Here is a 14027-nt window from a genome sequence, read left to right on the forward strand (position 1 = left end):
GTGAGTTAAATTGGGCTTGCATCAATGACGTAGCAGAATACTTAGGTATTACAGATATCGAGCATACAATTGATTTATTGCTGATCTTTCGGGACCAGGCGGAGGCATTAAAAAAATGACAGCAGCGATAACTCAAGTTCAGATTACAGCAAGAGATAGCACTGCTGCTGCTTTTGCGAGCGCACAAAGAAATCTTACAGGTCTCTCTTCAGAGGCCACAAAACTAACAGCAACGCTTGGTGCAATAGGGGCAACAGCAGCAGTTGGCTCGATTATCAAGCTAACAAGGGCAACATTAGACGCGCAAGACAATCTATCAAAGCTTAGCAAAAAAACTGGTGTTGCTGTAGAGACGTTGGCAGGACTTGAATTTGCCTCAAGTCAATCAGGTGTTGAACTTGAGAAAGTTGCCAGACTTACCAGGCAATTTGCTGTTCTTGTTGCTGAAAGTGGTGATAAAACAAGCACTGCGGCGAAACAATTAGAATCTCTTGGTCTTAAATATAAAGACTTGAAAGATTTAAGTCCGGAAAAACAATTGCTCGCACTAACAGATGCACTAAGCAAGTTTAGTCAACAAGATCAGGTCATAGCATTCACGTCAATTTTCGGTCAAAGAATGACCGATCTCATTCCTCTTTTATCTGGAGGTTCTGCAGGTCTTGCCCAAATGATAGAGCAAGGGAGAAAACTCAATCCAGTTACTGAAGAATCCGCAAAAAAAGCAGAGCAATTCAACGACCAAATAGATTTATTAAATCGCAATGTTGGTGCTCTTGGGCGCGAGTTTGTGCAAGGTTTGATACCAAGTCTCAACAGAGTATCTAATGAGATGGTAAAAGTCACACAGGAAAGCGGCATCCTTTCCGGTGTATTGGCTGGAATAAAGCAATTATTTATAGAATCTTTCGGAAATCCTAAGATACTTGGTGATGCAGGAACGCTAAGACGTGAGATCATCAAGACTCAAGAGACTATATCCAAGATGGAATCTAAAAAGGATTCTATTTTCTTCGATAAAAATGCATTGCAGCATGAAAAAGACAAGCTCGAACAATTAGAAATCGATCTAAAAAAAGCGATTGTTGTAACACGTCAAACATTTTCTGCAACCGACAAAGCTACCGAATCGACAAAAAAATTTGCTATTGCTATTGATGGCGCTGATAAAAGTAACAAAAAATCAACATCTTCACAATCAGTTCTAAACAAGCAAATAAAAGATTCTTACCGGATCGAGGGTGAGTACATCAAACTGCTTGAGATTGAGCGGAAGCAGCATACTGAAATGCTCAGACCGTATGAACAAAGCGCAAAGGCAGCGAAGGATCGCGTAGAGTCGATGGCTCAAGAAAATGCGGCGCTTGCATTATCGCAAGTGAAGCAAATAAGCCTAGAACAAGCAATCGAAGAAACAACAATTGCGCGTTTGGAAGAGAAAAAAGCTATTACAAAAGACGCCGGCGCGATTGAACAAATTGATAAAGAGATATCAGCTCGTCGTGAAATGATTGTCTTGTTACAAGCAAGCGAAGCGAGAGCTGCTGGCGACAGAATAAGGCAATCTGAATTAAATAACTATCAACAATTCTCTATTCAGGCCGCTCGTAATATTCAAACAACGCTTGCAAATGGCATTGAACAAGGATTCAAGAGAGGGTTTAAGGCTGGTATCAAAGGATTGATGAATGGACTGCTTGATACCGTCTCACAGGTATTATCACAAGTCGTCGCAAACAAATTATTGCAATCTATCGGAGCTGGATCACTGCTTGGATTAGGTGGGATTGGCGGAACTGGTACTACCGGTGCAGGAATTTCAGGGTTTTCAAATGTTTTGAGTCTAGGCTCTCTGTTAGGTGGCGGTAAATCGTCAACGCAAATTGCTGCAGAGCAAGGAGCATTACGTTTATGGGGGAATGGTGGAGCATCTGGTTCGACTGGTTTCTTGAGCAGGTTCGGTGGATTGGGTGGATTAAGTGGAGCTGCGGCTGCGTTAGCGGCAAGTATAGGGATTGGAAGTTCTATCGCGGGTGATAAAAAGATATTCGGATTGAGTGGTGGATTGACATCTACGATTGGTGCCGCATTAGGTGGTCCGGTTGGAGCTGTAATAGCCGGTGCATTTAATAAATTTTTCGGTCACGGACCGATGAAATTCAGGCAGGAAGTTGCTATTGGAACAGCATCGTCAGAAGGATTCTATGGACGTGTGACAGATGTCTATCGCGCGAAAGGTGGTTTATTTGTAGGTAACAAGCACAAAGAACTAGACTCTCCAAATTCTGAAGCGTTGCTTACTTTGTTCGATCAGACGATCAAAGGTTTTTCCGGTTCTGTTAAGAATTTTGCGGAAAACATGGGATTGAATGTTGATTCCGTTAAAAATTTTAATAAAGAAATCCGCCTAGAGTCAGAAAAAGGTCAACGTTTAACTGAAGAAGCCGTTCAAAAATTCATTGATGGCATTGGTACAGAATTGGCAGATGGAATATTAAGCCAAGTTCAAGTCGTTAAGAAAGCTGGTGAGTCTAGCATTCAAACACTAGAGCGAATGAGTAACGAGTTCAGTGTGTTGCGATCTGCTGTCATTGCTGTCGGCGGTAGTGTCGCAGATGCTAATAAGTCATTAATAGCAATGCCAGCAAATATTAGAACAAGTCTCGTTGATCAGCTTGGCGGCTTAGATTCTGCGACCCAGAAAGTAGGGTTTTTTATTGATAATTTCTTATCGACTTCTGATCAGTATCAGATCATGTTTGATTCGCTTGATGCGGAACTTCGGAAACTCGGATTCTCTGCGAACATCAGCAGAAAGGAATTTGTGACATTAATAAAGAGCATCAGAGATGTCGGCGGCGCATCTAGTGAGCAAGCGGCAGGCTTATTAAATTTAATTGAGCAATTCGATGCGCTTGACAGAACCAGGCAAGAATTGATTGGGTCTACTGATGATCTGGCAGATTCTGAATCTCGGTTAAGTGATATTAGAAGCCAGATGGTTTCTGCATACCAAAAAGAGCGCTCAGAGATAGAGCAGACAATTTCTAGATTCAAAGATATTGCTAAACAAATAAAAGGATTCAGAGAAAACTTGTTGCTTGGTGACCTATCGCCGCTTGATCCTGCTGATAAATTAGATGAAGCAAGAAGATTATTTAACGAGACTCGAACAAAGGCATCTCAGGGTGACCAAGATGCTCTGGAAAGTCTACCTAATGTCGCTCAGGAATTTCTAAAGGCAAGCCAAACTTATAATGCGTCGTCTGCAGCATTTGTAAGTGATTTCAACCTTGTCCAAAGTGTGCTTAAAAATTCAGAATCTTCAGCATTATCACAGATAGATATTGCTAAAAATCAACTTGATGCGCTGGATGAGAGCGTCAAGTATTTAATCGATATAAAAGACAATACCAAGACATTAGCAGATCTGATTCGTGAATTGAATATAGCGGTTCTTACTGGATCTGGTAATAAAACGATATCGACACAGCAAATAAAGGATTTTCTAGCTGCAAATCCTAACATATCTCCGCAAAACGTTGCAAATGCCGCAACACAGTACGGTGTTTCTCTTGAACAGTTAGGTTCTGCAGGATATGACATTACAAAGATAACGAATTTGGCAAAGTCAGCAGAAATCAGTGACGCTCAAATAGCTGATTTTGTTAAAACGCATACGCCACGTGAAATTTATGACGCTGCACAGCAATACGGAATTTCATCACAGCGGCTTTCACGCGCGACAGGAATATCTTTATCTGACATTGAAGCTTGGGTAAGAGCCAATGGCTTGCCATCTTTTGCGAAAGGAACAGATTTCATAGCCAAAACAGGAATTGCTTTAGTGCATCGTGCAGAAGCAATTGTTCCTTCGTCAACAACCGACGAGATCAAGAAATTGCGAGATGAATTGCAACAGTTGAGAAAAGAGCAAAATAGGCAAACTGGCGACACGATCAATGTGATAGATATTTCGAATAGACAAAATGCTTTGATTATTTCTCAGGCATTGAAAGAATCAGATAACAATAGATCGTGGACTAATCGTAACCAGGTAAAAGTGAGATAAATGGTCAATTTTACAGAATGGTTGCAGGACACTAATGCTGTCAGGTGTATATTGGTAGAGGCTGTCTCTAACAGCTCAGGATCAAATATTACAAGATATCTTTCTACTAAAGACTATTCTAATGGATCACAAATTTACGATCCTGTCGTTAATGCAGATTCAGTTCAGTTAATTGAACGGATGAGCATCGATGGTCAGCCTTCTATGTCTTTTGGAGATATAGAGATTGCGAACGTTACCGGAGAGTATGATTCATGGCTATTTGATATATGGGTCAATAAAGCAATCAAGGTATTGATCGGAGATGTTCGCTGGTTGTACGCAGATTTTGTCACTATTTTTAACGGGATCATTGATGATATCGATACAAGATCGATTAATACTATCAATATAAAAATCCGTGATAAGTTACAACAACTTAACACGCCAGTGACAGAAGCCAAGCTTGGCGGAACGACTATTAATAAGAATGAGTTGATACCACTGACGTTTGGTGAATGTTTCAATATATCTCCGCTGCTATCTAATCCATCAACATTAGAGTTTCAAGTTCACAATGGAAGCATAGAAGACATTATCGAAGTGCGTGATAACGGTGTTCCAGTGACAGCAACAAAAAATTTATCGAATGGTAAATTTACTTTAGTTAATCAACCATTTGGACAAGTAACGTGCAGCGTCCAAGGCGACAAACAAACAATATTTAATAATACTGTTACTAAAGTTATTCAAAGAATCGTCACAAACTTCGGAGGTGTTTCTAAATTCACCACATCTGATCTAGATGTCACGCAATTGAATAATTTTGATGCCGCCGATCCAATTCCCATCGGTATTTACATAAATAGTCGAGAAAACACTTGGTCTATATGCACTCAGATTGCATCTGGTGCAGGAGCGCAATTAGTCATGTCTAGGCTCGGGAAATTGCAGCTTCTTAAAATTCAGATAGTGCCAGATGTGAATTCATTTGTAATCGATGAGCGTGACATCATTCAAGGAAGCCTATCTATTGTCAGCAAGCTACCCATCATGGCCGCGTTTAAAGTGAATTATGACAAGAATTGGACTGTTCAGCAGGGGCTTCAGACGGGCATACCGAAAGAGCATAAGGATATGTATGAATTGGAATATCTTAATGTCACTGTAGAAGACTCTACTGTTAAAACGAATTACGCACTTAATTCAGAGCCTGTTGCTATTGATACGTTAATGCTGCGCGAATCAGATGCAACAACAGAGGCAAATAGACTCTTAAATATTTATAAACAACCAAGATTTATAGTTTCTTTTACGGGCACATCAAGATTGGTTGAATTGACGCTAGGCCAGCAAGTGAAGATCAAATACCCAAGATTTGGAATGAGCGTTACTAAAGATGCTCAGGTCATTGGATTGTACATTAATTGGTCTAATCTTACTGTGAAGGTTGAGGTAATCTTATAATGGCAACAATAATTAATTCTAGAGATGTCCTGTTGCAATCTCAGTCGACGAGAACCCAGCCGATAACTCTGCCATCTCAGTACAAGATTGATTCATCTCAGGTCGATAACCTACCACCAGGTTCTACATATACGCAAGGTGTTACAAATCCAAATACTTCAACGCCAGGGAATATGTATTGGAATTCTGCAACATCTGTCATGTGGTTTAGAGAAACATCGTCGGGAAATTGGATTGCAGGAGGCACGTTAAATGCATCACAGATAAATGCAGGAACTTTGTCGGCAGTAAGAATAGCTTCTGGTTCTATCGATGCATCAAAGTTAAATGTCGGTACTTTGTCATCTGTTTCTGCAAACTTGGGTTCCGTAACGGCTGGTAATATTACTGGAACCGCAAATATTAATATAACTGGAACGGCAAGTTTCCAAGGAAGCACATCAGACTCAAGCGTAATTACATCTGTCTTGGCAAATAGCACTCTGGCTCAGGAAAATGGCATACGCTCTTATGCTGGATCGAGTGGAGGTAATGCTGTTTATGGTAATGCAAACAATTCGATTGGGAGTGGCTTTGGAGGTTTCTTTCGAAGGCAGGGAGGAACATCAGGGGCAGCATTGCACGTAGAGTCATCTACTTCAGCGCCAGCTTTAGAAGTCGTTGGATCTATGACAATATCTAGCGCGACTCTTGTCTCGAATCTTAGAGCAGCAACATGCTTGCTGGCTGATAACTCGAAAAAATGGAATGGATTTACAACCGGGTCAATAACAACAGGGTCTTCAACTGGTACATTTAACGCAAACAACAAACCAGGTAGCAACTCGACCAATTCGTGGTGGATCGTATCAGACGGAGCAACTACGATAAGAATCCCTGTTTGGACGTCTTAAGAAATAAGGAGGCAATATGTCGAGAAAAAGAGTTGTTATGCTTGATCAAGAAGAAGACATAATATCGTATGAACATCATATACAAGGTCGCTTTGTTCGTATATTGGTTGGACATGGAGCCATAATGCCAGATGGAAGTTTTTCTGCCTCCATCGAGCAGAATTATGAAAATATCATGATTCAAGATGAAGCTTATGATTCACTTTTGTCTGAAAATGATACAAAACCGCAAGGCGTTTTCAGAAAAGAAGATTTATGGGAGTTCGTTGATATTGTGCGGGCTAATATTATAGCATAGCGCGAGAGTATTTAAACAATAAATAATGCAATTGTGATCGACAAAGATGAGTAAATTGTTTTTATTGTATAAAAATGTATTTGATTCAAAAGATGCTGTGACTCTTGATGCTGGTGTTAGTGTCGCAGGATTTACAGTGTCGAATCTAAGTAACGATAAGAAATCATTTACTTGGAGATCAGGAAGTCTAGCATTGCATAGAATTAAAACGACATGGACAAATGACCAAAAAATAGACGCAGTTGCGCTGTGTTTTGCAAATTTAAGACAAGGCGACTCGCTAAATATCAAGTTATATAGTGACACTGGTGCCGTTGCTAACGTTTATTCTTCTGGAAATATAACGATCAATTTCGAATATGATGTTCCCGTAGGATTTGGATCTGTTAATTCAAATAGTTTTGCATATGGCGGAGCAATACACGTTTTTCATTCGTTACCAGAAAAAACGAATGTTAGGCGGATGGATATTGAGTTTAATTCTTCCTCGAATGCTGCTGGTTTCTTGGAATTCAGCCGAATCGTATGCGGCAAGGCATGGTCACCAGATAGGTCTGCTGCACTTGGTGCTCAAATAGGATATGTTGATTCCACGACATCGATGCGCACTCAGTCCGGTGATTTAATTACTGACCGTGGGTCAATGTATCGACAATGCAGTTTTAATCTTGTTGCGATGCCTATGATTGATAAACAGGGATGGAATAACATTTTTAGGTGCGTAGGTAAAAGCTCTCCTGTTTTCATGAGCATCTCTAACAATATATCAAATTCAATAGACGAAGAAGCAATTTCTGGAACTATCTACGGAAAATTTGAAAACGAAATAGACTTAACGACTCAATTTTTTAAAATGTATGGATCACAAGTAAGGATAGCTGAGTTGTGATAGATCAATCTTACTTACCTGATTCAGTAAGAATACTCATAAAGATAATAGGTTTCGAAAAGGCCATGCAACTTGTTAACCGTTTTGGTGGAACACAAGTGTACATTGCAAAAGTAGCAAATCCATCATGTCCTGTAGCTAAATTAATCGGCATCGATTCACTTAAAAAAATATCGAAAGAATATTGTGCAGGATCATATCTAAGCATACCAAAAGCAAATTCATTGCAAATAGCTATTCGTAATCAAGAAATCAAAGAGTTAAGGAAATCTCTTTCAGCTAGAGATCTTGCAATCAAATTCAATTTATCTTCTCGACAAATTACTAGAGTTCTAAATTCACATTAGTTCTGTCGTGTGACATTTGTCAGTATGTAATGTCATGAATCTGCATGTAATTATCTTGTTATGAGATAAACAACCACATGCGCACATGGCAATACGTCCCGTAAAAATATCCAAAACTTTGATGTACTGGGTTTCTTTGCAGAAAAAGCAAATTAATCTCGCATGGTCATCTGGAAATGGAGGTGGAGAACCTCAAACTGGCAATTTGCTTTCTGAGTCAGGTGATATTTTGTTAGATGAATCTGGCAACGCTTTGACTGCATAAAATGCCTAAAATATCTGAGTTGCCAGCATTTAGCGGAACAATAAATGGGTCTGAAAATTTACCTATTGTGTTTGGATCTACTACATATAGAGTAAGCTTTCAGCAAATCATCGATGATAAGCAGCTTGGATTGGCTGGGCCAGAGGGTCCTCAAGGACCAGCTGGTCCAGCAGGGCCTCAAGGTCCGCAAGGAGCTACTGGCGCAACAGGTCCAACAGGAGCGACGGGGTCTCAAGGACCTGTTGGCTTAACTGGTTCAACAGGTCCAGCAGGGGTTGCTGGTCCTCAAGGCGCACAAGGAATTACAGGAGATACTGGTCCGCAAGGTCCAATTGGTCTGACAGGATCAACAGGACCGCAAGGTCCTATTGGATTGACTGGTCCGCAAGGTCCGGCAGGGTCTTCTGACATTGTATTCGGCAGAGGTGATTTTTACGACATCGGAGCTTATTCTGGCGGCGTGAATCCATTTGATTTTGTGCCGGAAGCATACACGCCAACTTCCCGAACGCCATCGAGGACATTGTATTGCTCACCGACCGGATCTGGGACTGCTGCAACGCTCGCATCGCCTAGCTCGTTAGCAACCGTGGCTACATTAATACAGGCAGGTGACTTGGTTCTTATGTTGCCAGGGACTTATAACTTTACCGCGCAAATAGTCTTTTCTACTGTCGCAACAAGCGCGAACCCTATCACATTCCAGCCGCAGCAACCGGGAACTGTGATTATCGATGGTTCTAGCGTCGCTGCTAATACTGATTACAACTTACGCATAAATGGTTCTTATATCGAGCTATTTGGGTTAGAGATTCGAAATATGCCGAGCAAAGGCCTATTGATGGTAGGTAATAACAATACTGTAAGGTATGTTTATATACATCATTGTGCGCACAGTGGCATTAGTATTCAGAATCCTGAGAATGCAACTTTGTTAGTAACCACGGCACAATCTAATAATTTAATAAGCGATTTTGTAATCCACGATTGCTCAGATGAGCTTTTGGCGACGTTAGGGGAAAACTCTGACGGTATCAGTGTATCGCTCGGTTACAACAATATTATTCGACGTGGCATCGTACATAGCAACTCAGACGATGGAATCGATGTTTGGGACTCTAACAATAGCATAGTTGAATATGTGTTGTCTTACAGTAACGGAAGAGGGGCTAATGGAGATGGTAACGGTATTAAAGCGGGTTCCCCGACGGGGAATTCAGTCGGCAATACAGTTAGACATTGTATAGCGGCGTATAACCGCAGATATGGTTTCGACTACAACGGCGCTACTAATGTTACTTTTGATCGTAACACAGCGATAGGTCATCAAGTTAGTTATTCAGGCGGCGCTAATACGACATTCACAAATAACATCGGAGACTCACCGTCTAATACAATTACCGGCGTTCAGACAAATAATTCGTGGCAACGATTAGGTGTTCCTGCATATGTGTCTTCGAGAATAAACGATCAGAACTTCGCAGTTCCTGAGTATACAGATGTTATTTATCCAAGAACAAACTTAATGCTTTTTAGATTCAATAGTTTTGCTAGCACAACGCCGTCAAATCCAAGCAATAAATTCTTCAGAGCCAATAATACAAATCCTGCTTTAATTACTCAATTATTCTTTACTAATAAGAACTTATATTCCATTGATACTTTGACAACAACAGAGTTTTTTCAGGCTGGAAAAATTCTGTCTCTTGAATCAGAGGCAGGAAAAATAATTGTTTTCAGATTAACAGCTAACGCTGTTAATGAGACCGGATATTCAAGTATGCAAGGAATTGTAATTTTGTCTGAGGGTGGGATTTTTACACAAGACGAAATAGTAACAATAACACTCGGAGCGTAATAATGTCTTTTTTCTCGGATGTGGTTGAATATAAAGATTACCTTAGAAATTTGCTAGGGATAAGCTCGCTAACAGCTCTCCAGGGAGATAGGCCAGGGTTTCCGATGAAACTCGGTGCTAGTTCAACAATGGCGAATCCAGGAAACGGGTGGATGAGACTTGGCAATATAGGTTCAGTAGATTCAGGTGACATTACAACATTCGCTATGAGTGTTAATACTTTATCTCCTGTAGTTGACATGTCTAACATAATGGCTGCTGCCAAGGTCGGTACTACGATCAGGATAAATCCACGTGCTAACGATGGAGTAGATTATTGTTTTATGCGGGTGATTACAAAAACGTCAATGGAATCAGGAACATGGTATCAGTTCGACGTTCAGATAATATTTGCGACGCCTGGGCTACCGACATCCTTGTCTACTGGATTACCGTCCTATATCGTTGATTTTTATTATGATGATGGGATCAGAACAGACGTCAACGGTAATCTTCTTGACGAAAACGGAAATATCATTTCTGGAATCGATAGAGGAACATATGCAGATATGGCTGCATTATCACCATCCGCTAACGATGGTAACTATTTCCATGTTACTAATTTCGGTGTAAACGGTAAGCCTATCAGATATCAAGCGAGCGCTTTCCAAAACGAGTGGATACCAGATGGCGATCAATCAATTTCTGACAAAATTCATCGTTTGTATCTGGTTTTCCCAGAAGTATCGGCATCTGCTGTAGCTAACAATGGATCTGGAAAATGCCGCATCACAATGACAGGACACCTGCTGACAGCAGCAGTATGCGTTCCGGCCGGAGCTGGTGGTATCGAGAATGTCAAGTTAGCTATTACTGGCGGAACCAGTTGGACACCTGGTCAGTACAACATTCTAGCTGTTCCAGATGCCAATACTGTCGACATAGATTACCCATACACTGCTGGACTTGGAACACCAACCGTTCCAGCGAAGGGAAGTAATGTAATCATAGATGCATTCACCGTGACATTGCCGCCTCTAGGAAAGAGGACTGATGTTCGTGTGTGGTGTAGAACTTTATTCACTCCAGCAGCCATTTCTAAACAAGTGAAGATGTATCTAGATGGAACTAGGTTCGGGCAAGCAATATTCAATGCAACAGGTAATGCTATGGCCATTATAAATCAGGGGTTTGAAAACACTGGAGCCACTAATTCACAAAGAAATATTTTTCATCTGAATATGCTCGATGACTCAAATCAAACCGGCAATGCCCCGCTCGATTTAGCTATTGATACATCTGTAAGCAAAAATATCACATTTGATTTGCAGTCGACAAATTCAAACTTGGTGATCGGAATAGACAGACTACGCGTTTTTCTGCGCGGGGTTTAAGATATGAATCCATTTTCAAGAGCCTACGTACAAAAGCGCGGCGGTACTGTTTCACCTCCTATGGTTATAACTGTATCACCATCGAGCGGCTCTACGGTATCAGGAACTATAACAATATCAGCAACTATTTCCGGAGGCGCTGCCGTTGCTGGCGTTAAATTCAATTTTAATGGCGTGCAGATTGGCTCTGAAGACACAACATCACCGTATTCTGTATCACTCGATACGACCGCATATGGTTCTGGCAGTTACGCGATAACAGCGGTTGTGCGTGACGTTAATAACGTTATCACGGTGAGCGATCCAGTTTCAATAACTGTAAACAATGTAACAACATCACCGGATCTTATCGTAACAGCATTAAATTATTCGGCCGGAGTTTTCACTGCAACAGTTAAAAATCAAGGGTCTGCAAGCGCGTCCGGAACAATCAATTGCGATTATAAAGTGGACGGTACAGTTAGAGCATCTGGCTCAATTGCTGGACCTTTAGCATCTGGAGCCACCGCTTCCGTTGGAACTGCGGCCTCATACACGATAGCAGAAGGAACACATACGATTCTTGCCGAGGTAGATCCTGGCAATACAATCGCAGAATCCAATAATGCAAACAACACATTTTCGAGATCAATCACGATAAGTCCTCCGGCGTCTGCGCATAAAGCAGATTACGGAAACTACATCATGCAATCCGGAAGCATCGAGGCTGATTGGGCTGGCATCATGACGCGCTTAGATAACGATCCAGGAAGGAAATGGAAAGGCGTTATTGTGCGGTTAACTTGGCAGCAATTAGAAAAAGCGCAAGGTCAATATGACGGATTCCAAGTTGATATCAATGGCACGCTACGCAACGCAGGAATGTCCAGACTCAAACAATATCGCGATCAACTGTGGGCAAAGCAGCAACGGAAATTGATACTTTTCATACATATAAAAATGTTTGGTGGTGTAGCTGTTCCAGCATATCTACAGCAACCTCAATATGCAGATGCTGATCACACTGGAACCACAAACACAAGTTTCATGGGGCAGTACAAATACACGTCTGGTAATACCGGACCTGGCGGACATGTTCCGAATATGCATGTAACGTTCGTGAGGCAGCGCTGGGAAGCTTTAATGGCTGCTTATGCTGCTGAGTTTAACAACGATCCAGCGATTGAAGCGATCATCATATCAGAGCAGTCAATATCACATCCGAATGATCTAGCTATTAGTGGAACGGCCACGTGCGGTTGGGGTAGGGCTGGCGCTTGGTTTTCTGGCATGACAACAGCATTAGCGTCAGCCAGAGCGTCATGGTCGAATACAGGGATTTGTCAGTGGATCAATGCGGATCGCTGCGTTATGTCAACGACACAATCTAATGGTTCATTGACTGGCTTTGTGAAAGATATTTCAGACTTGGGCGTAGGTTTGGGAATGCCAGACTGCTGTATTAATGACGCTGGGCTTCTTATTGTTGCCGGAACTGGCGGTCATACCGGATCGATAGATATGATCAAAAAATTACACTCAAATGGACCGGTTGTAATCCAGATGTCTGGTCCTGCTTTGTGGGGATCTATTGCAGGTGTAGCGCAAACATCACCTATACCATTCCCTGGGCCTGCTTATAACAGACAATTTATGCAAGATTGGGCGCGTACCGAGGTTTTCGCAAACTACGTCGCTTGGATGCATAAAAACTCTATCTATCAATCGACAGAAAATGTTAACGGAACACCTTATACAACGCAACCAGCCAGCGATTCGATTTCCGGTGCGTATCTCGGGAAAAACATGAACACAGTTACAGACAATTGGATCAAACATGCGTCATCTGATATCAGCACATACACTACAAAACCAATCGGATGGTAAATATGACTTTAAAACTGCGCAACAAAAGCGACAAAGAATCTTGCCCGCTTTATGAAGATCATCTACAGCTAAAAAATTATGCGGAAGAAAACAGAAACATGATCATGAAGAATCATCTCGAAGTTGTATCGATGATAGAGAAAGGACAGTTATCACACGAGACATTATCAAAGTCTGTCTATGCAATTCACGAAGATTTGAAGACCATTGTTCATAAAATTGAAAAAGTACAAGGTCTTTTCGTAGCGTGGACGCTGCTTCCTAATATTGCACGATCCGCAATAAAAATACTTCTTTCTCTCGGAGGTTTAGCAATAGCGGTAGAAGCGATCATCAACTTTATTAAATTATTTATAGGATAAATATGAGCAAAAAAATTAAGGTTTCGATCTTATCTAGCCTGGTCGAATTATTGGTAGTAAATCAATTAAGGCTAGAAAAACAACTGGAGAAATTAACGATGGAAATGAATCAATTGGCTGGTGAAATGCGCGCGCTTAAAGATCAACTTGGGAAAGCATCTATCGAAATAACGACAAAAGTCGCTAATCTGGAAGCAAAGATTGCTGAAAGTAATGCGATGACTGCTGACGTCGAGTCCGCGCTCGTTGAGTTGAAAGGCTCAGTGCAAATGATCGATGATCTTAATCCAGATCCAGTTCCTACAGAAGAACCAACACCAGAGCCACAACCAGAAGAGCAAGTGCAGTAATTCTTAGG

The 14027-nt window shown here is 41.3% G+C and carries 12 protein-coding genes; all 12 read left to right on the plus strand.

The annotated features are described in order from the left end of the window. Positions 1–115: 115 nt before the first annotated feature. Complete coding sequence (locus W03_RS05065) at positions 116–4072, plus strand: hypothetical protein (protein ID WP_244071939.1); 3957 nt, start codon at positions 116–118, stop codon at positions 4070–4072. Between the two features lie 51 nt (positions 4073–4123). Continuing rightward, positions 4124–5518 carry a hypothetical protein gene (locus W03_RS05070; RefSeq protein WP_244071940.1) on the plus strand — a complete coding sequence of 465 codons (1395 nt, stop codon included), beginning with the start codon at positions 4124–4126 and terminating at the stop codon, positions 5516–5518. A 200-nt stretch (positions 5519–5718) separates the two neighbouring features. Then, positions 5719–6411, plus strand: coding sequence for a hypothetical protein (locus tag W03_RS05075; RefSeq protein ID WP_244071941.1), 693 nt, complete (start codon positions 5719–5721; stop codon positions 6409–6411). Between the two features lie 16 nt (positions 6412–6427). Further along, on the plus strand, positions 6428–6709 hold the full coding sequence (locus W03_RS05080) for a hypothetical protein (RefSeq protein ID WP_244071942.1): 282 nt from the start codon (positions 6428–6430) through the stop codon (positions 6707–6709). A 46-nt stretch (positions 6710–6755) separates the two neighbouring features. Then, on the plus strand, positions 6756–7598 hold the full coding sequence (locus W03_RS05085) for a hypothetical protein (RefSeq protein WP_244071943.1): 843 nt from the start codon (positions 6756–6758) through the stop codon (positions 7596–7598). Next, positions 7595–7945, plus strand: a complete 351-nt coding sequence (locus W03_RS05090; protein ID WP_244071944.1) for a Mor transcription activator family protein — start codon at positions 7595–7597, stop codon at positions 7943–7945. Before W03_RS05085 ends, W03_RS05090 begins: the two co-directional genes overlap by 4 nt. Before the next feature lie 85 nt (positions 7946–8030). Continuing rightward, entirely contained in the window at positions 8031–8210 is a 180-nt protein-coding gene (locus W03_RS05095; RefSeq protein WP_244071945.1) for a hypothetical protein, read from the plus strand. A gap of 1 nt (position 8211) precedes the next feature. Then, on the plus strand, positions 8212–10068 hold the full coding sequence (locus tag W03_RS05105) for a right-handed parallel beta-helix repeat-containing protein (protein WP_279600009.1): 1857 nt from the start codon (positions 8212–8214) through the stop codon (positions 10066–10068). 2 nt (positions 10069–10070) lie between these two features. Further along, complete coding sequence (locus W03_RS05110) at positions 10071–11441, plus strand: hypothetical protein (protein ID WP_244071946.1); 1371 nt, start codon at positions 10071–10073, stop codon at positions 11439–11441. A 3-nt stretch (positions 11442–11444) separates the two neighbouring features. Further along, entirely contained in the window at positions 11445–13307 is a 1863-nt protein-coding gene (locus W03_RS05115; protein WP_244071947.1) for a CARDB domain-containing protein, read from the plus strand. A gap of 2 nt (positions 13308–13309) precedes the next feature. After that, the gene (locus W03_RS05120; RefSeq protein WP_244071948.1) at positions 13310–13669 is read left to right on the plus strand and encodes a hypothetical protein; all 360 of its coding nucleotides are present in this window, start codon (positions 13310–13312) and stop codon (positions 13667–13669) included. A gap of 2 nt (positions 13670–13671) precedes the next feature. Next, a complete protein-coding gene (locus tag W03_RS05125) occupies positions 13672–14019 on the plus strand; it encodes a hypothetical protein (RefSeq protein WP_244071949.1) in 348 nt (115 codons plus the stop codon). Positions 14020–14027 lie beyond the last annotated feature (8 nt).

Source organism: Nitrosomonas sp. PY1, assembly GCF_022836435.1.
Classification (GTDB): domain Bacteria; phylum Pseudomonadota; class Gammaproteobacteria; order Burkholderiales; family Nitrosomonadaceae; genus Nitrosomonas.